Here is a 25,615-nt window from a genome sequence, read left to right on the forward strand (position 1 = left end):
TCGCCGGGATCGGTGCGGGCTCCGTGTCTGCGAGGCGAGGGCAGCTCGCCTGGATCGGTGCGGGCTCCGTGTCGGCGGGGCGAGGTCAGCTCGCCTGGATCGGCACGGGCTCCGTGTCGGCGAGCGGGCTCGCGTCGGAGCCGCGCAGGTCGGGCAGCACGCGCTTGAACACGAGGGGCACCAGGATGCCCAGCAGCGCGAACGCGGACGCGACGAACAGCCCGCCCACGGTGCCGGTGCGGTCGATCAAGGCGCCGGCGATGGCCGAGCCGATCGCCGCCCCGATGAGCTGCCCGGTGCCGGCCCAGCCGTACGCCTCGGCCGTGTCGCTGAACCGCACGCTCGACGAGATGATCGCGAACATGACCGCCAGGGCCGGGGCGATACCGACGCCGGCGATCAGCAGGGTCACGCAGAGCCAGACGAACGAGGTCGGGATGAAGACGGTGAGCGCGATGCCGACGAACACGATGGCCATGCGGATCGGCAGCGACCAGGGGCCCACGGCGAGGTGTCCGAGCAGCAGGCCGCCGGCCAGCGACCCGATCGCGAACACTGCGAGCACGAAGCCCGAGGCGGGGCTGCCGTCACCGAAGGCGCTGATGACCCCGGCCTCGACGGCGGAGCAGGTGCCGATGAGGAGGAAGCCGGTGACCGTGGAGAGGAGCACGGTGGGGCGGGCGAGTACCTTCCCGAACGACCGCTTGCTCTTCGGGATGCGGACCCTGCCGACCTCCGGAGACGCGATGAACCAGATGCCTCCGCCGATGAGGAATAGGGCGGCGACCAGGATCGCGTAGACGGTGCCGATCTGCGTTCCTACGAACGTCGTGATGACGGGACCGGCGACCCAGATGATCTCCTGCGCCGAGGCGTCGAGCGAGAACAGCGGGGTGAGCTGCTTCGAGTTGACCATCTTGGGATAGATGGTGCGGACCGCCGGCTGGACCGGTGGCACGCTGAGCCCCGCGACGAACCCGACGACCATGTAGAGGGGAGTGTCAGGTCGGCGAGCGCGAACACCACCAGGCTCACGACGCAGATCGTCAGGGTGAGCAGGAGCACGGGGCGCATGCCCCAGATGCCCATCCAGCGGCTCGTGAGCGGGCCCGAGATCGCCTGCCCGACACTCGTCGCAGCCAGGACGAGACCGGCCGCGCCGTACGAGCCGGTGTTGTGCTCGACGTGCAGCAGGAAGGCGAGCGAGAGCATGCCGAAGGGGAACCGGGCCGTCAATTGTGCGGCGATGATCCGCGCGACGCCCGGCGTCTTCAGAAGATTCGAATAGGCGCCCACGAGGGAACAAGTCTACGGAACCCGCGGGGTTCAGGCGATCGCGAAGCGGAAGCGGTAGGTCAGGTCGTCCTCGAACCACTGCGGGAAGTTCGTCGGCCAGAGATTGTCGTGCAGGATCACGTGGGCTCCCGCCTCAGGATCGGGCAGAGCTCGGTCGAATCGGAGCAGTTCGGGCTTCCCGAGGGCCACCACGGGAGCGTCCAGAGAGGTCACGGTCAGTGCCCCGGCGTCTCCGGTGAATCGGAGGCCGTCGACGGCGTGCACGCGGCGGGCCCCGCCCCGGACGACGCGCTGGGGATCGACCTCCGTACCGAGCTTGTCGAGGGTCCAGCGTCCGGGGATCGCGGGGACGATCGCCAGGAGGCTCGCCTCCGGCAGGCGCGTGGCGCGTTTGCCGTGCGTCGTGAGCGAGAGATCGACGCGCCGGTTGGATCGGGAGAAACGGTAGACGAGCGTGAGCCGCTGCGGGGCCCCGAACGGGGAGATCGCTTCGTCCGGCAGGGTCAGGTGGATCGTCACGACGTCGGCGTCCGGCGTGGCCGAGAACTCGCGAGCAGACACCCGCGGCGCGAAGTCGGTGTGCCGCGCCGTCGCGGAGGACTCGCGGAGCCCGAGTCGCGTCTGGTCGGGGAGCGCCCACTCGGCGTTCGCGTCGACGTCGCGGCAGTACTCGGCCACCCAGGTGTCGTAGTCCGTGGCGTCGTAGGTCAGATAGACGAACCGGCCGGCGACGTGGTCGCTGTCGAACCACGCGGTGCCGCGATCGTCCACGAGCTCGGCCACGGCGCCGGTGTCGTCGAACCGAGCTCGGAAGAGGCCGAGTCGTTCGGGCACGGTGGCCGCGCCGGCGGAGATCTCGGAGGGCGTCGACGCGACCGCTTGGGTGAGCTCTGACGCGACTGTTCGGGTGAGCTCCGCCTCGGCTGCCGCCCGGTTCGCGGGGAGAGCGCGGCCAGCGCCTGGTCGATCCGGTCGCGCTGCTCCTGCCAGGACGCTTCGAACGCTGCGAACGAGAACGCGGTGCCGGGGACGAGATCCTGTGCTCTCGCCCGCTCGAAGTCGGGTCGGTCGTAGCTCGAGAAATCGGGCAGGAACGTCTTCTGGTCTTCACCCCAGGTGTGCTCGGCGACGAGCAGGAGGGGGTCGCTGAACGAGGTGTACTCGGCGTCGCCGACGGCCAGGCCGCCATCGTCCACGAGCGCCGATCGCGCTCGCAGAAGCGAGCGGAACCGCGAGAGCAGAAGGGGTCGGACGCGGGCCCGTGGATCCAGGTGTCGCCGATCTCGTCCTCGAGAGTGGGGAGGGTGTCCCGGATGCCGTCGACGGCCTGCGCGAACGCGTCGAACGTGGAGGCCACGATCCTCGCCCCCGGGTACTCGTTCCGGAGACGGGCGAACAGCGCCACCACGGCGTCGCGCGAGGGCGGCCCCAGATTGTCGTTCGTGTGGGCGACGTACAGGGCGTCGCGAAGCCCGGGCGCGGTGAAGGCTTCGCCCTGGGCCGTCGAGCCGTACTCACCCTGGTAGTGGACGACGACCTCGGAGCCGTCCGGCGCCCGCCAGACGAACAACTCGGGAACGTCGGGGAGCGCCGAGACGGGGTTCACGCCCAGGTGGAGATAGCGGACGCCCGCCCGGGCGAGGAACGGGACGAGACCGATCGTGTGACCGGGAACGTCGGTCATCTTGGCGGCGATCCTGGTGGTTCCGAAGCGTTCGTCGAGGCGCTTCGAGATCGACAGCGCGTACTCGACGAGGGGCCCGTCCATGAGCTCCGTGTGCGTCGAGCAGGCGAGGGCGTGCCAGACGATCCGGCCGCCCGCGATCGCCTCCTCCATCCGCGCCACTCCGTGAGGGTCGGCTCGATCGAGAAAGGCCTTCACGAGCCAGGATCCCGTCGTCCAGACGAACGAGGCGTCGGGCGACTCGGCGAGCTCCTCGGCCAGGTCGAGGGCACGCGGGATCCAGTGCTCGACGTACTCGTCGAGTACGGCGTCCGCGCGCCCCGTGAACCCCAGATCGAGATGCGTCTTGAAGACGACGTGGACCGTCTCGATCACGGAGTGGTGACCTCCCGCCGGAGAGCGACGGCCGCGGTCTCGTAGGGGCGGAGCCGGATCGCGACCCGACGGCCGTCGACGGCGAGCGGCTCCCGCTCGTCTCCGAGGTAGGTGCTCCGGGCGGCGGAGCCGATCTCGATTCCGAAGGTCAGCGTCGCGTCGATCTCCTCGCCGGCGAACGACTGCAGTCGGACGATCGACGCCGCGGGCCCGTCGCCGGCCACGACCGACACCAGCTGCACGCGCTCGTCGTCGATCTCGACGAGCGACGCTTCGGCGGTGCCGTCGGCGGCGTGCCCGCGCGCCTCGGCCACGGCCACCGGGTGGACGACGTCGGCGCCGGTCGCGATCGCCGTCGCCTGGGTCGGTTCGTCCGCCGTCGCGCGCACGCCCACGGCGTAGGTGAACGTGGCCGTGAACGCCTGCTCGATGGGGAAGTTCGTGTCCCAGACGTTGTTGTGGAACCACGAGAAGACGGTTGCCGGCTCGACCGGGCTCGTGCTCGCCGGGAACGGGGAGTACGGAAGCGCGATGCTTCCGACCTGGACGAGCGGGGCGTCCTTCGTCACCCAGACGACCGCGTCGTCTCCATCGTCGATGGTCACCCAGTTGCGGACCGCGCGCATGTGCTGCGGCGCCCCGGGGATGTGGGCGATGCCGTCTCCGGTGACGCCGCCGGAGACCTCGAAGTGGACCACGGGGTCGGACGCCGCGAACGGGAACGCGAAGTAGCCGCTCTCTTTGATCAGGGTGGTCTTCTTGGTCACGCGGTTCTCGATCACGAGCCTCGGCGACCCGTGTCGAAGGCGCAGGGTGACCTCGACCCGGTCGACGCCGTTCGCCGTGTACTCGTAGACGAGCCGTTCCTCGACGGCGTCCCTCGCCCGCTCGACGACCACGGAGGGATTCGCGACCGTCCGCGAAGCGAGCAGTTCGAGGCGGTCCGAGACGGAGAGCTTGTTGGCGAGGTGGTTGAAGCCGGCGCCCGACGACCCGTACTCGTCGTACAGGTAGGCGTTGAACCCCGCCACCGATGCGGAGTTGACCAGGTCGCGACCCGTGCGCTTCTCGACCAGGGACGAGATCGACGAGGTCTGCTCGTCGACGACCACGCGCAGGTGCTCGTTCTCGAGCGTCAGGAGATCCTGTCGGGGCGTCGAGTGGAGCGAGAGCGACTCGGTCTCGGCGTCCGCGTCGGCGCGCGACACGTCGAGGCGTACGAATCCGAGCGCGGGAAGATCCGGCACGATCACGCTCGCCCATCGACCCGATTCGCGGTGCGGCTGATTGCCCTGGTCCTTGACGGAGTGGGGCAGGATCGCGCCGCTTCGGCCGTCTCGGACCACGAACCCGGTGTCGAGGGGGAGGTGCGCCTCCTTGACGAGGAGCTGGACGACGGCGTCGCGCCGCCGCCCCGTGGCGTTGGCGGCGACGTAGCTCGTCACGGAGTCGGGATCGGGCGAGACGCCCTCGGCCAGGTACGCCATCGCGTGCTCGCGGAACTCGAGGGCCCGCTGGTGGGCGGCGATTCCCTGGCCCACCTTCCACTGCCACTGCAGCTCGCCCGACTGGAAGCCCTCGTCGCCGTGCGTCCACGAATCGCCCGCGCCCCAGGTGTGCTCGTTGAACATCGAGATCGCGTCGTAGACCTCGCCGCTCTCCCGCCTGGCATCGGGGACGCCGGTGCCGCCCAGCCAGGCGGCCACCTCCGAGATCGAGGCGGCATCGGTCACGGCCGCCTGGCCCTGGCGGCTGAGCGCCAGCGGCACGGCGGCGGAGCCGACGCCCTCGACCCACCAGTCGCCCCAGTCGCCCTCGACCGTGATGAGTTCGTCGCCGTAGCGGCGTTCCGCCTCGGCGAAGAAGTCCTCGTTGCGGGAGACGCGCAGCGTGGGCGACGTCCAGTTCTCGTTCCAGCGCCTGACCAGCTCGGAGACGTGGAGACGCGCCGGCCCGTTGTCGCCCATGAAGCCCTGGGTGCGCAGATGCAGGACGTCCCACGGGTAGCCGTCGCGGCCCTCCGCGGTCTCGCCGTGGGCGCCGAAGATGCCAGGGGGTACGGGTAGCCGCGAGTGGCCAGGGCCTGCAGGTAGGCCGGGAAGAGGGCGTCGACCTCTTCGTAGCCTTCCGTGAAGCCGACGTTCGGCCCCTCCATGTAGGCGAGCCCGTGGGGGAGTCCGTCATCCAGACGATCACCGAGTTGCCGGCCGGGGTCTTCCAGCGGAACATCCGAGGCAGGTTCAGAGCACCCGACGTGTGCGGCTGCGACCGGCCCGCCCAGTTGTGCGCCACGGCGAGGTACTTCACCCCGACGTCGCTGAGAGCATCGGGGAGACCGGCCACCTGACCGGGGACGTCCGTCTGCATGGCGGTCGTGAAGTCGATTCCGTAGGTGTCCCGGATCCTGCGCGCCTCCCGAAGCAGCTCGTGCAACTCGTCCGTCGAGCAGGTGTCGGTGTGGAGGTTGTAGGGCATGGCGCTGAGACCGATCGAGCCGTCTTTCACCAGCTGGACGAACTCGTCGATCCGGCTCGCGGGTCGGTGCTTCTCCCAGTCGCTGAAGGCCCAGAGCGCTTCGGCGTTCCAGCGGAAGCGGGACTCCTCGGGCCAGTCGGCCGTCGTCTCGGCGAGGTCCATGGCCGTGTCGAGATAGGAGCGCTGCTGCGCGATCACGGACGCTTGCGGGTCCGTGTAGCCGAAGTCGAAGTGGGAGTGGTGGACGATGTGGACCGACCACGCGCGCTGCGGCGTGAGAACGAAGTCGATTTGCTCGTCGCCGAAGGCGGAAGGACGAGGAGGCGGGAGTGTCGGTGTCGACGACCCGGATCAGCAGACGGAGCGACTCCGCGTCGGGAGCGTCGCTCAGGCCGGCGACCCGGTCGGAGCCGTCGACCAGGACGCGAGGGTGCCCGCGCTGGTCGCGCTCGCGGCATCGTCGAACAGGATCCGGACGGCCTGCACCTCGACGCCGTCGAGCGTCTTCCGCAGGGGCTCGGGAAGAATGCGGACGCGGTGGCCGCCGATGGCGCCCTCCGAGGAGATGGCCCGCTCGATCAGGCCTCGGCGGGCGGCCGGGCGACTCCACGGCTCGTTGGCGATCAGCGCCGGGCGAGGAGTGGTCGGACTGTCGTTCCGTGATTCAGGCACGCGGGCCCCTTCGATCGTCGTTGATTTGATAACGTTACCAAGAGACGGTAGCACCGAGTCGCCGCGTCCGCCACGGTGAGCCGCCACGAAGTCACCCGCCCTCGCGTCCTGTATACCTGAGGTCATGGCGAGTGCGGAGGGGAGAAGGCTCCGGCCCGTCGATCCGGTTCGGCGCCCACCGTGAAGGACATCGCGAAGGCCGCCGACGTCAGTCCGATGACCGTGTCCCGCGTCCTCTCCGGCGGCAAGAACGTCCGCCCGCAGGTGCGCGAACACGTCGAGAGGGTCATCGCCGAGGTCGGATACCACCGCAACGAGAATGCCAGGCGCCTGCGCCAGGGAGAGCGTTCCGGCCTGATCGGCGTGCTCATCACGAACATCGGCAACCCCTACTACGCCGGCATGCTGCAGGGCGTCGAGCGCGTCGTCGCCGCGACCGGGCGCCGGGTCATGGTGGGCGTGACGAACGAAGACGCCGACCTCGAGAAACAACTCGTCCTGGACTTCCTCGGCCGGCAGGTCGAAGGGCTCATCGTCGTCCCGGTCGGTCACGATCCCGTGCGCTTCGCCCCGGAGCGTCTCGGGGTGTACCGCTCGTGCTCGCGTCCCGATCGTTCGACGGCGCGCTCGCCGACGCGGTGCTGCTCGACGACGTCCGCGGCGCCCACGACGCGACTCGCGCGATGCTCGACGAGGGTCACCGCCGCATCGCCTTCCTCGGAAACCGGGTCTCCGTCGCGACGGGGCGCCGCCGCTTCGACGGGTTCGAAGCGGCGCATCGCGAGCTCGGGCTCGAGCCGGCTGCCGACCTCGTCCGGCTCGGGCAGCAGGACGCCGACTCCGCCGAGCAGGCCATGGACGACCTCCTCGCTCTCGCCGACCCGCCGACGGCGGTCTTCGCGGCGAACAACCGCAACAGCGTCGGTGTGATCAGGTCGATGAACCGTCGCCGCACGGCGGCCCGGCGCGACGAGCGCGAACTCCCGTCCCTGCGACTGTTCGGCTTCGACTCGTTCGAGTTCGCCGACATGTCGCCCATCCCGCTCTCGATCGTCGACCACGATCCCTCCGAGTTGGGCCGGATCGCCGCGGGGCTGCTGTTCGATCGACTCGAGGGGCGGGAGCAGGGCGCCGCGCCGCGCCTCGTCGAGCTCCCGGTCCGTCTCGTCGACTTCTCCTGACGTCGGGCCGACCTGGAGGCGTGCGTCTCGGTGTGGTTCCCTCTTCCGGGATCTGATAACGTTACCAACCGGTGGGTGGATCAGTCCGCCACCGGGGTGCTTCAGCGAAGGTGCGGAGCAGCTCGCCCGCGAAAGGAAAAACATGTCGAAGTACCTGCCGAAGGGGATCGTCCGAGGTGCGTACGACAAGGCTCCCTCCGTCGCGGTGGGCGACGGGCATCCGGCCTGGAGCGGGAGCGGCGCCTGGGCGCGGCTCGCCGAGGAGGCGACCCCGGGGCGGGTCGTCGCGATCGACACCTACCCGGGCTCCGATCTCCCCGGCCTCCAGCGCGAGCTTCGGCGGGCGGCCCCCGCAGCGCTCGTCATCGACGTCGAGGACGCGGCCGCGCTCGCCCCGGAGGCGATCGAGTCGCTCATCGCCGACAACCTGACCGACGACCGCGTCTTCGGCGTGCTCGACCATCGCGTGCTCGGCGACTTCTACGATTCCGAGCGCCTCCGGCGGGTCGCCGAGCTCGTCCGCTCGACGGACGCGCCCGTGATCCTGATCGGCTGGGGAGCCACGCTCGTCCCGGTCGAGCAGGATCTCGTCGTCCTGGCCGATCTCGCCCGCTGGGAGATCCAGAAGCGCCAGCGCGCGGGGGCGCCCAACTGGCGGGCCGGCAACGGCTCCGACGATCAGCTCCGCAAGGTGAAGCGCGGATTCTTTGTCGAGTGGCGCGTCGCCGATCGCCACAAGCGCCCTCTCTTCGATCGCGTCGACTACGTCCTCGACGCGAACGCGTCGATGCGGGAGGCGAAGCTCATCACCGGCGACACGTTCCGCAGAGGTCTCGAGATCGCCGCGACGAGGCCGTTCCGGGTCGTCCCGTTCTTCGACCCCGGCGTCTGGGGCGGGCAGTGGATGAAAGACGTCTTCGAACTCGGCGACGAGGAGAACTACGCCTGGTGTTTCGACTGCGTTCCGGAGGAGAACAGTCTCCTTCTCGACGTGGGCGGCACCGTCGTCGAGCTGCCGTCGCTCGACCTCGTCTTCCGGCACCCGCGCGAGCTGCTGGGTGAGAAGACCTTCGCGCGGTTCGGCGCCGAGTTCCCGATCCGGTTCGACTTCCTCGACACCATGGCCGGAGGCAACCTCTCCCTGCAGGTGCATCCGCTGACCGACTACATCCAGAACGCCTTCGGCATGACGTACACCCAGGACGAGAGCTACTACCTCCTCGACGCCGGTGACGATGCCGTCGTCTACCTCGGTCTGAAAGACGGTGTCGATCCCGCCGCGATGGAGCAGGCGCTCCGGACCGCGACAACGGGCGCGGCTCCCTTCGAGGCCGACGACTTCGTGAACGCGTACCCCGCGAAGAAGCACGACCACTTCCTCATCCCCGCCGGGACGGTGCACTGCTCGGGGGCGGACTCCATGGTGCTCGAGATCTCGGCGACGCCGTACCTGTTCACCTTCAAGATGTGGGACTGGGGGAGAGTCGGTCTCGACGGCATTCCGCGCCCGATCCACCTCGACCACGCGGTCGCCAACATCCAGTGGGCGCGTGACTCCGAGTGGACCAGGGCGAACCTCGTCGACCAGGTCACCGAGGTCGCGCGGGGCGACGGCTGGGTCGAGGAGCAGACCGGTCTGCACGAGTTCGAGTTCATCGAGGTGCGGCGGCACTGGTTCGACGCTGCCGTCGACCACGACACGGCGGGCACCGTCAACGTTCTCAACCTCGTCGAGGGCGCCGAGGCCAAGGTCGAGAGCCCCGACGGTGCCTTCGAGCCGTTCGTCGTGCACTACGCCGAGACGTTCATCGTGCCGGCCGCGGTGGGCCGCTACCGCATCAGCCCCCACGGCGCCGGCGTCGGTCAGCGGCTCGGCACCGTGAAGGCCTTCGTCCGAGGGACGGAGCGCGCGACCGACGGCTAGGGTGTGTCTTCCACTTCACCGCGGGCCGTGTGTGGCCAATCGGGAGACACACCCTAACCCTGCGCGCGCCGCGCCCACTCGGCGGCGCCGAGAAGGGGCGCGTCGTCGAGCAGCCGACTCGGCCGCACCTCGAGAGCCCGCCCCGAGAGCGACTCGGTGAGACCCGCGTGCAGGGCGCCCTCCAGCAGCGACCAGGATCTCGACATGGCGCCGCCGACGACGAGCACGGAGGCCCCGAAGCGCGCCAGCCAGGGACCGATCGTGCGGCCCAGGGCGTCCATCGGCGCGGTGAACGCCGCCGCTGCCGCCGCATCGCCCGCGCGAGCGCGCTGCGCGATCTCGGCGACGCCGATGTCCTCGCCCGACCGCGCGGCGTAGCCCGCCCGGATGGCTCGCGTCGAGACCGTCTCCTCGAGGGGCTTCCCGTCGAATGCGAGCGTGTAGGCGCCTCCGTCGAGCGGGACGTCGTCACCGTCGTCCACGGCGACGCCCTCCCGGACGAAGGCCGACCCGACCCCGGTCCCCAGCGTCACGCAGACCAGCCGGTCGGGCCGGGGACCGGCGTGTCCGAACGCCCACTCACCGATCCCGTAGGCGTCGGCGTCGTTGAGGAAGCCGACGCCGTCCGGCCGGGTGCCGAGGCGGTCCGCGAGGGCGCCTCGCAGGTCGAGCCCCGCGATGGCGCCGAACTTGCCGATCCCCTCGAACGACCCGGTGCCGAGGGGGTAGTCGAACGGCCCGGGCATCGCGACGGACCACGGGGCGTCGCCGATCGCGAGCGGGCGGGCGGCGGCCTCCAGGGTGTCGAGGATCTCGGCCCGGCTGCCCAGCGAGTCGAGCTCCACATCGTTCCGCTGCAGGATCTCGGCGCGACCGGACGAGAGCGCGACCCGGGCCGCGGTCACGTGGCTACCGCCGACGTCCATCACGAGCTGCGAGGAATCGGCCGGGTGGAGGTCGGGGATCATGTCGTGGCTCCGTCGTCGTGGACCTGTCACTGGAGGATGTTCCGGGCCAGGATATCGTTACCAAGACAGTCGTGGCCTCGGAGCCGCGCACACCGAGGAGCATCGCCGTGGTGGAGAACCCCGTCAGCGTCCTGAGGATCGGGATCCTCGGCGCGTCGTCCATAGCCCCGTCGGCCATCGTCGAGCCCGCAGCGCGACGAACCGACGTCGAGGTGGTGGCGGTGGCGGCGCGGAGGCCGGGCGCGGCCCGCAGTTTCGCCGAGCGGTGGCGGATACCGCGAGCCGAGGGGTCCTACGAGGCCGTGCTCGACGATCCTGCGATCGACGTCGTGTACGTGTCGCTGGCCGCGAGCGATCACGCCCGCTGGACCATCGCGGCCCTCGAGGCAGGCAAGGACGTCCTCTGCGAGAAGCCCGCCTCTCCGTCGGCGCAGGAGGCGCTGGAGATGGTCGGGGCTGCCGAGAGGGCCGGCCGCCTGCTCGTCGAGGCGTTCCACTACCGCTGGCACCCGCTCTTCGCCCGCGTTCGGGAGATCGTCTCGGCCGACTCCTTCGGCTCGATCGAGTCGATGACGAGCGCCGTCATCGGCCGCCGGCCGTTCGTCGGCGGATCCGTCCTGCACGACCCTGCCCTGGGCGGCGGGGTCCTGCGGCACTCGGGCTGTTACGCCGTGCACTGGATGCGCCTGCTGGCGGCCGGCGAGCCTCGGGTCACCGGGTTCGCCCAGCAGAAGGGCCCCCTCGGCGCGGACGCATCGTCTGTCCTGGACCTGACGTTCCCGGGCGATGCCCGTGGCCGGATCACGAGTTCGTTCGAGCGCGACCGCACCGATGACGATCCGCCCGACCTCGTCGTCGAATCGGCGACGAGCAGGATCGACGTGCGCGGCCTGATCTCCCCGCACCACGGGCACTCGGTGCGGCTCGAGCGTGAGGGAGCCGCCTCCGAATCCTTCACCGTCGGAGGTCGGACGAGCTATGACCACCAGCTCGACGCGCTCGTGGCGGCCCGCGCGGATCCGGGTGCAGCCGCTCTGTTCGCCCGCGACCTCGTCGCGCAGGCGGCGGTCCTCGGCGCCGCCTACGCGCGCTCCGCCTGACGCCGAGGATCGCGCCGCTTCTTGTCACGGGTCAGACGCCGTGTTACTGTTCCTGAGTTGGTAACGATACCAACACCTCGCACCGATCAGCGAAGCGCTGGTCAGATCGACTCGCCCAAGTCGAGAACAAAGGAGTTCAGCGTGAAAATCCGCAGACTGTTGCCTGTTGTCGCCATGGCCCTCGCGGCCTCCGCCGTTCTGGTGAGCTGTTCGTCCTCGACCACGTCGAGTGCCACCACCGGAACCCTGAATTTCGTCAACGACAAGTCATGGGACTTCAAGTCGTTCTCGAAGGTCTCCCAGAAAGACATCAAGGTCAGCCTCAACTCGTCGACCTACGCCGATCAGCCGGCCTTCCAGGCCTTCGTCAAGCAGTCCTTCCGGACCAACAAGAGCCCGGGCCTCTTCACCTGGCACACCGGCGACCAGCTCGATCAACTGGTGAAGCAGAACCTCGTCGCCGATACGTCGAGCATCTGGAAGAAGGCCGTCGCCAACGGACAGATCGCGAAGAGCGTCGAGGATCTCTACACGGTGAAGGGCAAGCAGTACTGCACGCCGATCAGCGTCGACGACTGGGTCATGTACTACGACAAGAAGACCTTCGCCAAGTACGGCCTCACGGCGCCGACCACCTGGACCGAGATGATGTCCGACGCGGCCGTCCTCAAGAAGAACGGAATCGCACCCTTCTGGAGCTCCGGTGGCGACCCCTGGGCGTTCGTGTGGTTCCAGATCCTGCTCGCCGGCACCGACCTCCAACTGTACAAAGACCTCTCGACGGGCAAGGCCTCCTACACCGACCCGAAGGTGGTCGCGGTCATGAACGTGTGGCTCGACATGGAGAAGAAGGGCTACTTCAGCGACCCGGGTTCCAAGACGGCTCCCGAGACGCAGATGAAGGACGGCAAGCTCGCCATGATCCCGTTCGGCACCTGGTACGCGTCGACCATCGACCAGGTCGGCCTCAAGCCGGGCAGCGACTGGGGAGTGTTCACCATCCCTGCCATCAACCCGAGCCAGGGCAAGACGCCGGTCGCCATCGAGACCGCGCCCGCGTGCGTCGCTCAGAACTCGTCGCAGAAGGCGCTCGGTCTCAAGTACTCGGCGTGGTGGATGACCTCCGAGGCGCAGACGGCGTGGTCCAAGCAGCAGAACAACCTGCCCTACAACCCGAAGGCGACCGCGGCCACGCAGACGTTCGTCGACGCGGGGAAAGAGCTGGCGACGCCCGGCAAGTACGAGACGTACCTCCGCTACTACGAGGCGACGCCACAGGTGATCCTGACCGAAGCCCTCGACGAGTTCACCGGCTTCATGACCAACCCCGGTGATCCGACGAAGTACCTCGAGGGCATCCAGAAGGTGGCCGACACCTACTGGAAGAGCAACAAGTAGCCGATGACGACCACGACCTCGCACAAGGCGACCAGCTACCAGCGCTCCGCCTGGGCCTTCCTCGGCCCGGGCGCGGCGGTGGTGGTCCTGGTGCTCTACCTCCCCGTCCTTTACACCGTTTACCTCAGCTTCACGACCTACTCGGGTCTGGGCAGCCCCGTCTTCGCGGGCGTCGCGAACTACGTCGCCCTGGTGCAGGATCCCGTCTTCGTCACCTCGCTCGTGAACACGCTGATCTGGGTTGCCGGCTCGCTACTGATCCCGGTCGGCATCGGCCTGGTCGTCGCGTACCTGTCGTTCGGACTGAAGGGTGCGGCCTGGCTCCGCGTCCCCTTCCTCATCCCGTACGCGCTCTCCGGCGTCGCGGTCGGCATCGTCTTCGGCTTCGTCCTCCAGAACGGGGGAGCGCTGTCACAGGCGCTGGCCTTTCTGCACCTCCCGGGATCGGAGACGCGGTGGCTGCAGGAGGCGCCGCTGAACACGGTCGTCATGATCCTGGCGGCCTCGTGGCAGGGGATCGGCGTCAACGCCCTGCTGTTCACGGTCGGGCTGCAGTCCATCCCCAAGGAGCCCCTCGAAGCGGCTCGCGTCGACGGAGCGTCCGGTTGGCGGCTGTTCCGCTTCATGGTGTGGCCGCTGCTCCGACCGTCGACCACGATCGTCGTCGGCCTCTCCATCGTCAACAGCCTCAAGACCTTCGACATCGTCCAGGCGATGACGCAGGGCGGCCCGAACCGGGTCTCCGAGACCCTGGGAGTCTCGATGTACCGCGACACCTTCTCGAACAGCGACTACGGGCTCGGATCCGCCGTGGCCATCTTCCTCAGCATCATCACCGTCGCCGCCAGCGTCATCTACGTGCGTCGGCAACTGGCGATCGGCGACTCGTCGGGCGACACCGCGAGCAAGGACGCCTGATGGTCTCGAAGGTGCTCCGCTACGGGATCCTGGGGATCATGGGGCTGATCTGGCTCCTCCCCATCTATCTCCTTCTCGCCAACGCCGGGAAGTCGACCGCCGACTACTCCGGCGACGCCCTCTGGACGCCCGGATCGGTCACGGGCCTGGTGGACAACGTCGTCGCGGTGTTCCAGACGACGGACGTCCCTTCCGGTCTCGGGATCACGTTCGTCTACGCGATCGTCGCTCCGATCATCGCCGTCGCCCTGGGTGCCGGAATCGCCTTCGCGGTGATCGTGCTGAAGGTCAAACACGGCTTCTTCTGGTTCTTCGTGATCTTCTGCGGGACCGTCTTCCCGCTCCAGATGATGCTCATCCCCTGGTTCTCCGTCTACGCGAAGATCGGCCTGTTCGACACCGTGCCCGGCATGATCATCATCTACTCGGTCGTCGCGCTGCCCTTCTCGGCCTTCGTGATGCGGAACTTCTTCGCCGGCATCGCACCGAGCGTGTTCGAGGCGGCCGTCGTCGACGGGGCGGGCACCTGGCGGATCTTCACGCGGATCTTCCTGCCGATGTCGACGAGCGCGCTGGTGGTCGTGTTCATCCTCCAGGCGACCTGGGTCTGGAACGACTTCCTGATCTCGCTGATCCTGACCCAGAGCCCGTCGACCAGACCGGTCATGCCCCTGCTGAACGCGCTGCAGTCGGTCGAGGGAGGCGGGCCGGGCTACACGGTCATCCTCACCGCGGCGCTCGTCGTCTCGATCCCGACGGCTCTGCTGTTCGGCTTCACGCAGAGGTTCTTCCAGCGCGGATTGTCACTCGGTCAGTACTGATTCGCAGCGCCGATTCGCGACACGCCGTGCTCCCGAAATGGGGGCACGGCGTTTTTATCCACAGCACGAGTGTCGGGGGTGTGGAGGATGCTGTGCAGACAGGCGATTTTCCGGGGATAACCCTCCCCGGGAGAGCGAAAACCTGTGGATAATCCGGCTCTCGTAATTACACGGCTGTAACACTGCATCTAGTTGTGCCTTCCAATGTCGGCCCCTAGATGTAGTATCGATCCACACCAACAAGCACTACTGTTCGAGAGCGTCGGCGGCGGATTCCAGGGGAATCTGACACCCCACCCGAGCGTTGTTCCTATTAGTCGAAATCGCCGCAACTCGTGTGCTTCGAGCCGGTCACTACAAGGGGAAAACCAATGGCAATCACCGTCTACACCAAGCCGTCCTGCGTCCAGTGCACGGCCACGTACCGTGCGCTCGACAACAAGGGCATCGAGTACGAAGTCTTCGACGTCTCGGTCGACGAGAAGGCCCTCGAGACCGTCAAGGCCCTCGGTTACCTGCAGGCGCCGGTCGTCGTGACCGACGAAGACCACTGGAGCGGCTTCCGCCCCGACAAGATCGCCGGCCTGGCCGCCGCCATCGCGTAGGCGAGACTCGGGAGGGTCCGTCGTGACACACCTGATCTACTTCTCGAGCGTGTCGGGCAACACCGCACGTTTCGTCGAGAAGCTGGGTGTCCCGGCCGAACGCATTCCTCTCTTCCCGAGCGACGAACCGCTCCACGCCCGTGACCCCTTCGTCCTCGTCCTGCCGACCTACGGCGGTGGCGAGGGCCGAGGCGCCGTCCCGAAGCAGGTGATCCGGTTCCTCAACGACGAGGGCAACCGATCCCTCATCCGCGGCGTGATCGCCACGGGCAACACCAACTTCGGAGAGGGCTACTGCCTCGCCGGCGACATCGTCGCCGACAAGTGCCGAGTGCCCCTGCTCTACCGTGTCGAGGTCTTCGGCACGCCAGACGATGTTTCAGCAGTACAAGACGGATTGGACCAATTTTGGACGCAGCAGTCGACGACCTCGAGGTAATCGCAGGTCCCGCAGGGCTTTCTGGAACATCCCAAGGCATGGATTACCACGCGCTCAACGCGATGCTGAACCTGTACTCCGCCGACGGAAAGATCCAGTTCGACAAGGATCGCGAGGCGGCCAAGCAGTACTTCCTGCAGCACGTCAACCAGAACACGGTCTTCTTCCACAACTTGAAGGAGCGCCTCGACTACCTGGTCGAGAACGAGTATTACGAGCAGGCCACCATCGACCTGTACGACTTCTCCTTCATCGAGAAGCTGAACGATCTCGCCTACTCCAAGAAGTTCCGGTTCCAGACCTTCCTCGGCGCGTTCAAGTACTACACGTCCTACACGCTCAAGACCTTCGACGGGAAGCGCTACCTCGAGCGCTTCGAAGACCGCGTCGTCATGACCGCCCTCGGCCTCGCCCAGGGCGACGAGAAGCTCGCCGTCGACCTGGTCGAAGAGATCATCGCCGGCCGCTTCCAGCCCGCGACCCCGACGTTCCTCAACACCGCGAAGGCCCAGCGCGGCGAACTCGTCTCCTGCTTCCTGCTCCGCATCGAAGACAACATGGAGTCGATCTCCCGCGGCATCAACTCGTCGCTGCAGCTCTCCAAGCGCGGCGGCGGCGTCGCCCTGTCGCTCTCCAACATCCGCGAGGCCGGCGCCCCGATCAAGCAGATCGAGAACCAGTCGTCCGGCATCATCCCCGTCATGAAGCTCCTCGAAGACAGCTTCAGCTACGCGAACCAGCTCGGTGCGCGCCAGGGCGCGGGCGCGGTGTACCTCTCGGCGCACCACCCCGACATCCTGCGCTTCCTCGACACCAAGCGTGAGAACGCCGACGAGAAGATCCGCATCAAGACGCTCTCGCTGGGCGTCGTCGTGCCCGACATCACGTTCGAGCTCGCCAAAAAAGACGAAGACATGTACCTCTTCTCGCCGTACGACGTCGAGCGCGTCTACGGTGTGCCCTTCGGCGACATCTCGATCAGCGACAAGTACCGCGAGATGGTCGACGACTCCCGCATCAAGAAGACCAAGATCAACGCTCGCGAGTTCTTCCAGACCATCGCCGAGATCCAGTTCGAGTCGGGTTACCCGTACATCGTGTTCGAAGACACGGTAAACAAGGCCAACCCGATCAAGGGCCGGATCAACATGTCCAACCTGTGCTCCGAGATCCTGCAGGTCAACACGCCGACCACCTTCAACGAAGACCTCTCGTACAACGAGATCGGCAAAGACATCTCCTGCAACCTCGGCTCGATGAACATCGCCCTGTCGATGGACTCACCCGACTTCGGCCGCACCGTCGAGACCGCCATCCGCGGCCTCAGCGCCGTCAGCGACATGAGCCACATCACCTCGGTGCGTTCGATCGAGGTCGGAAACGACTCCTCGCACGCCATCGGCCTCGGGCAGATGAACCTGCACGGCTACCTCGCTCGTGAGCACGTCTACTACGGCTCCGAAGAGGGCATCGACTTCACGAACATCTACTTCTACACGGTGCTCTTCCACGCCCTGCGCGCCTCGAACACCATTGCGATCGAGCGCAAGCAGAAGTTCGGCGGCTTCGAAGACTCCACGTACGCGTCGGGCGAGTTCTTCGACAAGTACACCGACCAGGCGTGGGTGCCCTCGACCCCGCGCGGCGCCTCGCTGTTCGCCGACGCGAACGTCGCGATCCCGACGCAAGACGATTGGCGTGCGCTCAAGGCCAGCGTCATGGAGCACGGCCTCTACAACCAGAACCTCCAGGCCGTTCCGCCGACCGGTTCGATCTCGTACATCAACCACTCCACGTCGTCGATCCACCCGATCGCCTCGAAGATCGAGATCCGCAAGGAGGGCAAGCTCGGCCGCGTCTACTACCCGGCTCCCTTCATGTCGAACGAGAACCTCGACTACTACCAGGACGCGTACGAGATCGGCCCGGAGAAGATCATCGACACGTACGCTGCGGCGACGCAGCACGTCGACCAGGGTCTCTCGCTCACGCTGTTCTTCAAAGACACCGCGACCACGCGCGACATCAACAAGGCGCAGATCTACGCGTGGCGCAAGGGCATCAAGACGATCTACTACATCCGTCTCCGTCAGCTGGCGCTCGAGGGCACCGAGGTCGACGGCTGCGTCAGCTGCATGCTGTAGAGCTCGTCCGGTGCGCCGCCCCTGCGGCGGCGCACCACCGGGCTTCGGCCCACCCGCCCACGACGGGCCCGTAACCACCGATTTTCAGGAAGACACCATGACCGTGACAGACCCGGCGCACGCCACCGGCAAGGCCATCCCGCTGATCCAGGCCGTGCAGGCGATCAACTGGAACCGCATCCAGGACGACAAAGACGTGGAGGTCTGGAACCGCCTCGTCAACAACTTCTGGCTGCCCGAGAAGATCCCGCTGTCGAACGACGTCCAGTCGTGGAACACTCTGACGCCGGCAGAGCAGCAGCTCACCATGCGCGTGTTCACGGGGCTCACGCTCCTCGACACGATCCAGGGCACGGTCGGCGCCATCAGCCTCATCCCCGACGCCATCACGTCTCACGAGGAGGCCGTCTACACGAACATCGCGTTCATGGAGTCGGTGCACGCCAAGAGCTACTCCTCGATCTTCTCGACGCTCGCGTCGACGCCCGAGATCGACGACGCCTTCCGCTGGTCGACCGAGAACGTCAACCTCCAGAAGAAGGCCCAGATCGTCCTCGACTACTACACGGGCGACGACCCGCTGAAGCGCAAGGTCGCCTCCACGCTGCTCGAGTCGTTCCTCTTCTACAGCGGCTTCTACCTGCCCATGTACTGGTCGTCCCGCGCCAAGCTGACGAACACGGCCGACATGATCCGCCTGATCATCCGCGACGAGGCCGTCCACGGGTATTACATCGGCTACAAGTTCCAGAAGGGGCTCGAGGGCGCTTCCGACGAGCGCAGGCAAGAGATCAAAGACTATACGTTCAATCTCCTGTTCGAGCTCTACGACAACGAGGTCCAGTACACGCAAGATCTCTACGACGGCGTCGGCCTGACCGAGGACGTCAAGAAGTTCCTCCACTACAACGCGAACAAGGCGCTGATGAACCTCGGCTACGAGCCGATGTTCCCCAAAGACGTCACCGACGTGAATCCGGCCATCCTTTCCGCACTCTCCCCGAACGCCGACGAGAATCACGATTTCTTCTCTGGTTCCGGCTCGAGCTACGTCATCGGCAAGGCCGAGACCACCGAAGACGAAGACTGGGACTTCTGACGCGTCAACGGCCTCAGCCGTCACCCTTCTCGAGAGCGGCGTATCGGCTCGCTTTCGATGAGGCGCAACCGAGATGGGCACCTCGCTTCCCGTTCCAGGGGAATGGCGCAGGTCGGGCTCCGGCACAGGCTGACACAGGCGCAGGCGGCGAACAGCAGGCGACAAGCGCCGACCCCCGAGAGACCGGACCGTGACGTAGAGCGTCGCCGGTGTCCGGCTCGGGCGTCTACGATTGGGGGAGGCGCTTTCACCCACCGCCGAGCGAACCGAGGCGTCACGTCTCGCTCGCGCACAACGACCCCTGAGAGAGTCCAAGGATTTGGGATCAGGGGATAGATACCGCATCACCTAGCAGAGAAGGGCGTCGACCTCCGGGTCGGCGCCCTTCTTGCGTGCTCGCGCGGGTCACGCGTCCGTGCCCGAGAGCTGCGCGGGAATCAGCCCGCGAGGCGCGGCCGAACCAGGGCCCAGCGTCCGAAGACGCCTGCCAGAGCGACCGCCGCGGCTGCCGCGACGAGCAGGAGCGACGCACCTCGGAGCTCGGCCGTCATGACCAGCGCGAAGGCGGCGGCGAGCTCGTCGGGCAGACGCAGCAGGGCCCGGGATCCTGCCGCTGCGGCCAGCCCGCCGAGGGCCGCGGTGCCCACCCACAGGAGCGCGAGCGCGGAGGAGGCGGCGATGATCCTGCGCACCGTTCGGAGGCCGCCCGACGCGACGGCGGCGCCGACGGCCACCGCCGGAGCCCAGTGGGCGACCAGCAGCCCGAGCGGGCTCGGCGAGACGTCGGTGATCGGCGCGACGAAGCCTCTCAGCCAGGGCCCGAGGACGACCGCCGCGATGCCGATCGCCAGCACGACGGGGGAGGCGGAGGTGCGCGTGAGCAGGAGGAAGACGGTGGCGCCGACCGCGATCGAGAGCAGGATCCACGCCACCACGATCAGCAGGTAGGCGGTCGAGTCGTCGATCAGCCGCACGACTCCGCCGGGGTGGGCGAGCCCTGCCGACACCCGCGTGCCCGTCTGCGCGAGCGCGGCCACCTGACCGGCGAGGAGACCTGCGCCGATCGGCAGCGCTGCGCCAGGGTGACCCCGTCGCGCCAGAACCCGCGCGGCGAGACCGGCGACCGCCGATCCGACGATGATCGTCCCGGCCACGAGGTCGAGTTGGTACTGGCTGAAGGGGAGCAGCACGAGGGGCATGTCGGCAGGATCGACCGTCGGCGTCGCCCACAGGTTCTGGAGCGTCAGGTGCGCGCCGTGGACCAGCCAGGGAAGGAGGCCGACGGCGGCCCCCGCGAGCCCGACGAGCATCAGCGCGACGAACGATGGAGGGTGAGGCCGTCGGCCTGTCGCCGCGGCCGGGGTGCCTCGACGAGCGTCTCGACGGCCCAGTCGGGGCGGCCGGATCGCGTCGCGGCGGGCCTGTCCCCGAAGGCCAGCACGACCAGGGTCGAGACCGCGGCGACCGCGCACGCGCCGCCCACGGCCAGGACTCGCGACCACAGGACCCAGGTGTCCATCAACCCTTGGGTCGTCGCGGCCGGGGTGACGGACACGCCGCCGCAGGTGACACGGGGTGGCCAGAAGGTGCTGCCGAGAGGCGGTTGCAGCCTGTAGCCCGCACAGAACTCGGCGGGGTCGAAGGTGCCGAAGGTGGTGGTCAGGTAACCGACCCGGAGGAACCAGACCGCGAGGACCACGAGGGCGGCGACGATGACGAGCGCGCCGGTGACGAGGACGGCTCCGGCGACGACGGCGATCGGGCGACGGCGGGTGGGGTTCAGCACCCGATCGACCCTACGGGCGGTCGAGTCGCGCCCGCGTCCCTCCACCAGATGACGGCTTCGACTCGAGGATGACCCGCACCGGCACCCAGCGGCGTCTACTGGCCGTCGACGATGGCGCGCAGCGCCGCGAGGTGATGTTCGAGCGCGACCCGCCCCTCCGCTGTGATCGACACCCAGGTGCGGGGGCGCTTTCCGACGTAGCCCTTGCGCACTCCGACGTAGCCGACGGACTCCAGGTGCCCGATCTGCTTGCTGAGCGCGGAGTCGCTGATCTCGATGCTGTCGCGCAGGGTGCGGAAGTCGAGCTCGTCGACGCGGCTCAGGGCCGCCGCGATGCTGAGGCGGATGGGAGCGGTCAGCTGGTCGTCGATCCGGTGGCGCGGGTGGAGCTGCTCGCCGGTCGTCATCGGCGGGCCCTGGTCGAACCCAGGATCGCGATCGGGAGCGCCGTCGCTACCGCCAGGGGGACCCAGAGAGCCGCCGAGCGCTCTTCGACCAGGAACGACAGCGCCAGGGCGACGGCGAAGACGCCGCAGGAGAGCGCGAGCCCCTTCTGGTAGCGCTGCAGCCACCCCGTCGGGGTCGCGCGGCGCCCCACGTTGTACGCCGTGACGCTCGCCAGGATGCCGACCGCGTAGCCGCCGCTGATCAGCAGGCCCTGCAGAGGGGTCGCCGTCGGGAAGAGATAGATCGAGGCCAGGAGGAAGGCACCCAGGAGAAGCCCGATGAACGCGCTCATGGCGGGCCCGAGTAGCGCACGACGGCTGATGTCGTCGCCCCGTTCGCGGGCGGCGTCGGCCACTGTCAGGAGATCGCGGGCGGCGTCGGGAGTCAGATCTGCGTCGGTCATGGTGGTCGCCTTTCACATCGTCGTCGTGTTCGTCCTTCCACTCTCTCATTAACTTTCCACTTCGGCAACTACTTTCCAAAGTGGCGCGGGACGCGATCCGTCTTCTAGTCGAGATCCTCCTGCGCGACGAAGTTGACGGACCGGATGCCGCGCGCCTCCGAGACGGTGGTGACCAGGTCGGCCGGGTCGCCGGATCCTGCGACATCGAGGGTGACGTGCACGACGTTCTTGCTGCCGTCGTCGTCCTGCGGCTCACCGACGCTGAGCCGGCTCACCGTCCAGTGAGCCTCGGTCACGAGGGACAGGACCTCCCGCAGAGCCCCCTTGCCGTCTTTGTAGGCGAGCTCGAGTTGAACGGCGGTCTCCGGGGATCCTGCTATGCGATGCGTCACGAGCGAGTAGCCGTAGGTCACGATGAAGTGCAGGGCCGTGACGACCACGGCGAGGAGCCACAGTCCCGTGCCGGCCGCCATGCCGATCGCGGCGGTCTCCCACACGGCCGCCGCCGTCGTGAGGCCGCGGACGGCCCCGCGGCGCGTCAGGATCAGCCCCGCCCCGAGAAACCCCACTCCGGAGACGATCTGGGCCGCGACACGCGACGGGTCGAGCACGATGTGCCCTGCCACGAGCACGTCGGTGAAGCCGTACTTGCTGACCAGGATCAGGAGAGCGGACGTGGTGCCGACGATCGCCTGCGTTCGCAGCCCCGCCGCCTTGTGGCGCAGCTGACGCTCCAGCCCGATGAGCGACGCCAGCGCGAACGCCAGCAGGAGTTCGCCGACCTGCAGGATCCCCTGCCCCGAGAGGGAGGCGAGAGTCGGGTCGGTCATGGGAGACAACGGTAGTCCGATGCGTTCCGGGGCGTCGTCAGTGCGAGGTCACGACCGGGGTGGGTGCCGTGGGATCGTCGGAGAGGAGTGCCTTGATCCGGTCGGTGGACCGCTGCGCGAGGCCGGAGTTGGCCAGGAAGGCCAGCCCGAAGATGACCGCCGCGAAGCCGATGACGACGAACCAGAGGGCGTGCGTCGCGGCGACGAACCCCGCTCCGGCACTGGCGGCGCCGCTCGCGCCGGTGATGGTGCCGGCGAGGGCGACCCCCAGCGAGACGCCCGTCTGACGCGACGTCGACGCCACCCCGGCCGCCGCACCCGAGCGGTTCCGCGGCATCCCCGACACGGCCGTGTTGGTCAGCGGTGGGTTGATGAGCCCGAGACCCGCGCCGAGAATGAGGTACGTGATCACGAGGTACCAGGTCGGCGTGGTCGCCCCGATGAAGAGCAGCAGGATCGCGCCCACCCCGAGAGCGGAGGCGCCGAGGGCGAGCGGCCGTCTCGTCCCCGTCGACGAGACGAGACGACCGGCGATCGGGGCGGCCACGAGTTGCGCGAGACCCAGCGGGAGCGTGTGCAGGCCCGCGACGAACGGCGAGAAGCCGCGCACCTCCTGGAGGTAGAGCGCCGTCACGAAGATGAAGGCGCCCTGCGACGCGAAGGCGAAGACCGCCGTGGCGATCGCGGACGTGAACGGGATGCTCTTGAAGAAGCGGAAGTCGAGGAGGGGATCGTCCCGGGTCGCCTCGAAGCGCTGCAACCCGACGAGCGAGAGGGCTCCGACGACGAAGAGCCCGATCGTCAACGGGGACCCCCAGCCGAACCTCGGTCCTTCGATCAGCCCGGTGACGATCGAGGCGAGCAGCAGGATCACGAGGAGCTGGCCGACCGGGTCGACCTTCCGCACCGTGGACGACTTCGACTCGGGCACGAAGGCGAAGGTCAAGGCGATGGCCGCGAGCCCGATCGGGATGTTGATCCAGAAGATGGAGCGCCAGCCGACCGAATCGGTCAGGGCGCCGCCGATGAGGGGCCCGAAGCCGGTGGAGATTCCGACGACGGCTCCCCACACGCCGACGGCCTTCGCTCGCTCCGCTCCGTTCGTGAACGTCGCCGAGATGATCGACAGCGCGACGGGGTTGAGCATGGAGCCGCCGATCGCCTGAAGCATCCGGCAGGCCACCAGGATCGGGATGCTGGGTGCGAGCGAGCACAGGAGCGACCCGACCACGAACACGACCAGGCCGACCTGGAAGATCCTGCGTCGGCCGAAGCGGTCGGCCGTCGAGCCCGACAGCATCAGGAAGCTCGCGATCACGAGCGTGTAGCCGTCGATCGTCCACTGCAGACCGGAGATCGTCGAGTGGAACTCCTCCCGATGGACGGGAGGGCGACGTTGACCACCGTGGCGTCCATCGATGCGATGAACAGGCTCATGCAGCAGATCGCGAGGATGCCGTAGCGATGCGTGTAGCGGGACGGGAGGCTCGTGGGGGCAGACGACACGGCTCCATTCAACGCCTTCCGGGCCGCGAGAGGCGACGCGGGAATCGCTCGCGGCGGAGCTTGATTCCAACGTTGGAATCGGATTACTATCAGGACACCCGGGCCACGCCTGTCCCCCCAGATGGCCCGTTACAAGCAAGTGAGCGCTAACTTACCGACCCGGTGAGTTGGTCCCGTCACGATGGAGTGATCAAATGCCCGCAAACAGCTCATTCACCCGCCGAAGTTTCCTGGGCGGAGGCCTCGCCGGGGCCGCCACCCTGGCGCTCGCCGGCTGCGCGACCAGCCCGATCGGCGCCGGCCTCGTCGGCAGCAAGCTGAATCCCGAACAGCTGATCTTCTGGAACCTCTTCGGCGGAGGCGACGGCAGCCGCATGCAGACGATGGAGGCCGGCTACCGCAAGACGCACGGTGGCGCCGGATCCCTCCAGGCCACCGTCTTCACGTGGGGCAACCCCTACTACTCCAAGCTCACGCTCGCGACGGTCGGCAACCAGCCGCCGGACGTCGCCATCTCCCACCTGACCCGGGCCAAGCCGCTCTTCGACGGAGACATCCTCGAGCCGATCACCGAAGCCGACCTCGCCTCCGTCGGCCTGTCCTCCAGCGACTTCAACGCCAAGTCGTGGGCGGCCCAGAAGACCGACGGCAAGAACATCGCGATCCCCCTCGACACCCACCCGCTGGTCATGTTCTTCAACGCCGACGTCTGCAAGAAGGCCGGGCTCCTCGAGTCCGACGGCAAGCTGAAGAACCTCGACGGCATGGACACCTTCGAGGCGGCCCTCGCGGCGGTCAGCAAGGTCACCGGTGGAGCGGCCATCACCTACGGCAACGTCGCCGAGACGGCCACCCCGTGGCGCGTCTTCACCACGCTGTACCACCAGATCAAGGGCTCGACCCCGTTCATCTCCAACAACGGCGGCAAGCTCACGGTCAACGAGGACGACTTCATCGAAGTCACGAACCGGATCCAGTCGTGGGTCAAGAAGGGCTGGCTGAACAAGGGCCTCGATTACGCCGGCGCGGAGTCCGCCATGTTCGCCGGCAAGTCGGGCTTCTACCTCGAGGGCGAGTGGGAGATCACGGTCGCCCAGTCGGTCAAGGGGCTCAAGTTCGGCATGGTGCCGGTTCCGACGCTGTTCGACGTGCCGGCCGCCCAGGCCGACTCCCACACCTTCGTGCTGCCCCGCAAGAACCGGACGCCCGAGCAGCGCAAGCAGGCGATGAACTTCATCAAGTCGATGCTCGAGCAGAGCTACACGTGGGCCCAGGGCGGCCACGTTCCGGCCTATCTGCCCACGCTCGACAGCGACAAGTACAAGAAGCTCGAGCCGCAGGCCGACTACGCCTCCGCCGCGAAGTACGCCGTCTACGACGATCCGGCCTGGTACGGGGGCTCGGGCTCCACCTTCGAGAACACCGTCGGCGCCCAGCTCGGGCTCGTGCAGCAGCTCGCCATCACGCCTCAGGGCGCTCTCTCGGCCATCAAGCAGCAGTTGAAGGTCTACCTCAACACTCCCAGCCCCCTCTGACTCCGCCCC

General features: G+C 67.9%; 21 protein-coding genes and 4 pseudogenes. 11 read left to right on the forward strand and 14 right to left on the reverse strand.

Annotated elements, in window-relative coordinates:
- Positions 1 to 85: 85 nt before the first annotated feature.
- From QUE79_RS08395 to QUE79_RS25385, 6 genes and pseudogenes are all read right to left on the reverse strand, one after another.
- A pseudogene (locus QUE79_RS08395) lies at positions 86 to 1,296 on the reverse strand (MFS transporter).
- Positions 1,297 to 1,326: 30 nt separating this feature from the next.
- Positions 1,327 to 2,286, reverse strand: a complete 960-nt coding sequence (locus QUE79_RS08400; RefSeq protein ID WP_286346672.1) for a DUF5054 domain-containing protein — start codon at positions 2,284 to 2,286, stop codon at positions 1,327 to 1,329.
- Positions 2,235 to 2,567, reverse strand: a pseudogene (locus tag QUE79_RS08405) (DUF5054 domain-containing protein); the annotation flags it as partial. The pseudogene QUE79_RS08405 and the gene QUE79_RS08400, both read right to left, overlap by 52 nt.
- A gap of 242 nt (positions 2,568 to 2,809) precedes the next feature.
- Positions 2,810 to 3,355 (reverse strand): annotated as a pseudogene (locus QUE79_RS26295) (glycoside hydrolase family 38 N-terminal domain-containing protein); the annotation flags it as partial.
- Complete coding sequence (locus QUE79_RS08410; RefSeq protein WP_286346266.1) at positions 3,352 to 5,322, reverse strand: glycoside hydrolase family 38 C-terminal domain-containing protein; 1,971 nt, start codon at positions 5,320 to 5,322, stop codon at positions 3,352 to 3,354. The pseudogene QUE79_RS26295 and the gene QUE79_RS08410, both read right to left, overlap by 4 nt.
- A 268-nt stretch (positions 5,323 to 5,590) precedes the next feature.
- Positions 5,591 to 6,121, reverse strand: a pseudogene (locus tag QUE79_RS25385) (glycoside hydrolase family 38 N-terminal domain-containing protein); the annotation flags it as partial.
- A gap of 977 nt (positions 6,122 to 7,098) precedes the next feature.
- On the opposite strand from QUE79_RS25385, the gene QUE79_RS08425 reads away from it, so the two are divergent.
- Together QUE79_RS08425 and QUE79_RS08430 are read left to right on the forward strand one after the other, a co-directional pair.
- Entirely contained in the window at positions 7,099 to 7,683 is a 585-nt protein-coding gene (locus tag QUE79_RS08425; RefSeq protein ID WP_286346269.1) for a substrate-binding domain-containing protein, read from the forward strand.
- Positions 7,684 to 7,825: 142 nt separating this feature from the next.
- On the forward strand, positions 7,826 to 9,607 hold the full coding sequence (locus QUE79_RS08430; RefSeq protein WP_286346270.1) for a class I mannose-6-phosphate isomerase: 1,782 nt from the start codon (positions 7,826 to 7,828) through the stop codon (positions 9,605 to 9,607).
- Between the two features lie 53 nt (positions 9,608 to 9,660).
- Here QUE79_RS08430 and QUE79_RS08435 read toward each other — a convergent pair whose 3' ends face one another.
- Positions 9,661 to 10,575: an ROK family protein gene (locus QUE79_RS08435; RefSeq protein ID WP_286346271.1), complete on the reverse strand. Its 915-nt coding sequence runs from the start codon at positions 10,573 to 10,575 to the stop codon at positions 9,661 to 9,663.
- 107 nt (positions 10,576 to 10,682) lie between these two features.
- Between QUE79_RS08435 and QUE79_RS08440 the strand changes: the two genes are divergently transcribed.
- From QUE79_RS08440 to nrdF, 8 genes are all read left to right on the forward strand, one after another.
- Entirely contained in the window at positions 10,683 to 11,675 is a 993-nt protein-coding gene (locus QUE79_RS08440; protein WP_286346272.1) for a Gfo/Idh/MocA family protein, read from the forward strand.
- 141 nt (positions 11,676 to 11,816) lie between these two features.
- On the forward strand, positions 11,817 to 13,073 hold the full coding sequence (locus tag QUE79_RS08445) for an ABC transporter substrate-binding protein (protein ID WP_286346273.1): 1,257 nt from the start codon (positions 11,817 to 11,819) through the stop codon (positions 13,071 to 13,073).
- 3 nt (positions 13,074 to 13,076) lie between these two features.
- Positions 13,077 to 13,991, forward strand: coding sequence for a carbohydrate ABC transporter permease (locus tag QUE79_RS08450; RefSeq protein ID WP_286346274.1), 915 nt, complete (start codon positions 13,077 to 13,079; stop codon positions 13,989 to 13,991).
- Complete coding sequence (locus tag QUE79_RS08455) at positions 13,991 to 14,812, forward strand: carbohydrate ABC transporter permease (RefSeq protein WP_286346275.1); 822 nt, start codon at positions 13,991 to 13,993, stop codon at positions 14,810 to 14,812. The genes QUE79_RS08450 and QUE79_RS08455 overlap by 1 nt, the downstream gene beginning before the upstream one ends.
- A gap of 371 nt (positions 14,813 to 15,183) precedes the next feature.
- Positions 15,184 to 15,417 carry a glutaredoxin-like protein NrdH gene (nrdH, locus tag QUE79_RS08460; RefSeq protein ID WP_286346276.1) on the forward strand — a complete coding sequence of 78 codons (234 nt, stop codon included), beginning with the start codon at positions 15,184 to 15,186 and terminating at the stop codon, positions 15,415 to 15,417.
- A 22-nt stretch (positions 15,418 to 15,439) separates the two neighbouring features.
- Positions 15,440 to 15,856 (forward strand): class Ib ribonucleoside-diphosphate reductase assembly flavoprotein NrdI, encoded by a 417-nt coding sequence (gene nrdI / locus QUE79_RS08465; protein WP_286346277.1) that lies wholly within the window; start codon positions 15,440 to 15,442, stop codon positions 15,854 to 15,856.
- A gap of 38 nt (positions 15,857 to 15,894) precedes the next feature.
- On the forward strand, positions 15,895 to 18,000 hold the full coding sequence (gene nrdE / locus QUE79_RS08470; RefSeq protein WP_286346278.1) for a class 1b ribonucleoside-diphosphate reductase subunit alpha: 2,106 nt from the start codon (positions 15,895 to 15,897) through the stop codon (positions 17,998 to 18,000).
- A gap of 97 nt (positions 18,001 to 18,097) precedes the next feature.
- A complete protein-coding gene (nrdF, locus tag QUE79_RS08475) occupies positions 18,098 to 19,099 on the forward strand; it encodes a class 1b ribonucleoside-diphosphate reductase subunit beta (RefSeq protein WP_286346279.1) in 1,002 nt (333 codons plus the stop codon).
- Between the two features lie 437 nt (positions 19,100 to 19,536).
- On the opposite strand, the gene QUE79_RS08480 is transcribed toward nrdF, so the two are convergent.
- From QUE79_RS08480 to QUE79_RS08510, 7 genes are all read right to left on the reverse strand, one after another.
- Positions 19,537 to 20,409 carry a hypothetical protein gene (locus QUE79_RS08480; protein WP_286346280.1) on the reverse strand — a complete coding sequence of 291 codons (873 nt, stop codon included), beginning with the start codon at positions 20,407 to 20,409 and terminating at the stop codon, positions 19,537 to 19,539.
- Entirely contained in the window at positions 20,409 to 20,885 is a 477-nt protein-coding gene (locus QUE79_RS08485) for a hypothetical protein (RefSeq protein ID WP_286346281.1), read from the reverse strand. Before QUE79_RS08485 ends, QUE79_RS08480 begins: the two co-directional genes overlap by 1 nt.
- Positions 20,886 to 20,980: 95 nt before the next feature.
- Positions 20,981 to 21,292 (reverse strand): winged helix-turn-helix domain-containing protein, encoded by a 312-nt coding sequence (locus tag QUE79_RS08490; protein WP_286346282.1) that lies wholly within the window; start codon positions 21,290 to 21,292, stop codon positions 20,981 to 20,983.
- On the reverse strand, positions 21,289 to 21,735 hold the full coding sequence (locus QUE79_RS08495) for a hypothetical protein (RefSeq protein WP_286346283.1): 447 nt from the start codon (positions 21,733 to 21,735) through the stop codon (positions 21,289 to 21,291). The genes QUE79_RS08490 and QUE79_RS08495 overlap by 4 nt, the downstream gene beginning before the upstream one ends.
- Before the next feature lie 104 nt (positions 21,736 to 21,839).
- Positions 21,840 to 22,565 carry an MgtC/SapB family protein gene (locus QUE79_RS08500; protein WP_286346284.1) on the reverse strand — a complete coding sequence of 242 codons (726 nt, stop codon included), beginning with the start codon at positions 22,563 to 22,565 and terminating at the stop codon, positions 21,840 to 21,842.
- Between the two features lie 37 nt (positions 22,566 to 22,602).
- Positions 22,603 to 23,922: an MFS transporter gene (locus tag QUE79_RS08505; RefSeq protein ID WP_350271689.1), complete on the reverse strand. Its 1,320-nt coding sequence runs from the start codon at positions 23,920 to 23,922 to the stop codon at positions 22,603 to 22,605.
- A complete protein-coding gene (locus QUE79_RS08510) occupies positions 23,880 to 24,071 on the reverse strand; it encodes a hypothetical protein (protein WP_286346286.1) in 192 nt (63 codons plus the stop codon). The genes QUE79_RS08505 and QUE79_RS08510 overlap by 43 nt, the downstream gene beginning before the upstream one ends.
- Positions 24,072 to 24,265: 194 nt before the next feature.
- Between QUE79_RS08510 and QUE79_RS08515 the strand changes: the two genes are divergently transcribed.
- Entirely contained in the window at positions 24,266 to 25,606 is a 1,341-nt protein-coding gene (locus QUE79_RS08515) for an extracellular solute-binding protein (protein WP_286346287.1), read from the forward strand.
- Positions 25,607 to 25,615: the final 9 nt, after the last annotated feature.

This window comes from Frondihabitans sucicola, assembly GCF_030296615.1.
Lineage (GTDB): Bacteria > Actinomycetota > Actinomycetes > Actinomycetales > Microbacteriaceae > Frondihabitans > Frondihabitans sucicola.

What these genes read in the sequence shown, in the direction of transcription:
- QUE79_RS08410 (WP_286346266.1), bottom strand. Translation starts at nt 5,322, where the DNA reads ATGGGCGACAACGGGCCGGCGCGTCTCCACGTCTCCGAGCTGGTCAGG.
- QUE79_RS08430 (WP_286346270.1), top strand. Translation starts at nt 7,826, where the DNA reads ATGTCGAAGTACCTGCCGAAGGGGATCGTCCGAGGTGCGTACGACAAG.
- QUE79_RS08435 (WP_286346271.1), bottom strand. Translation starts at nt 10,575, where the DNA reads ATGATCCCCGACCTCCACCCGGCCGATTCCTCGCAGCTCGTGATGGAC.
- QUE79_RS08450 (WP_286346274.1), top strand. Translation starts at nt 13,077, where the DNA reads ATGACGACCACGACCTCGCACAAGGCGACCAGCTACCAGCGCTCCGCC.
- QUE79_RS08455 (WP_286346275.1), top strand. Translation starts at nt 13,991, where the DNA reads ATGGTCTCGAAGGTGCTCCGCTACGGGATCCTGGGGATCATGGGGCTG.
- nrdH (WP_286346276.1), top strand. Translation starts at nt 15,184, where the DNA reads ATGGCAATCACCGTCTACACCAAGCCGTCCTGCGTCCAGTGCACGGCC.
- nrdE (WP_286346278.1), top strand. Translation starts at nt 15,895, where the DNA reads ATGGATTACCACGCGCTCAACGCGATGCTGAACCTGTACTCCGCCGAC.
- nrdF (WP_286346279.1), top strand. Translation starts at nt 18,098, where the DNA reads ATGACCGTGACAGACCCGGCGCACGCCACCGGCAAGGCCATCCCGCTG.
- QUE79_RS08480 (WP_286346280.1), bottom strand. Translation starts at nt 20,409, where the DNA reads ATGCTCGTCGGGCTCGCGGGGGCCGCCGTCGGCCTCCTTCCCTGGCTG.
- QUE79_RS08490 (WP_286346282.1), bottom strand. Translation starts at nt 21,292, where the DNA reads ATGACGACCGGCGAGCAGCTCCACCCGCGCCACCGGATCGACGACCAG.
- QUE79_RS08495 (WP_286346283.1), bottom strand. Translation starts at nt 21,735, where the DNA reads ATGACCGACGCAGATCTGACTCCCGACGCCGCCCGCGATCTCCTGACA.
- QUE79_RS08500 (WP_286346284.1), bottom strand. Translation starts at nt 22,565, where the DNA reads ATGACCGACCCGACTCTCGCCTCCCTCTCGGGGCAGGGGATCCTGCAG.
- QUE79_RS08515 (WP_286346287.1), top strand. Translation starts at nt 24,266, where the DNA reads ATGCCCGCAAACAGCTCATTCACCCGCCGAAGTTTCCTGGGCGGAGGC.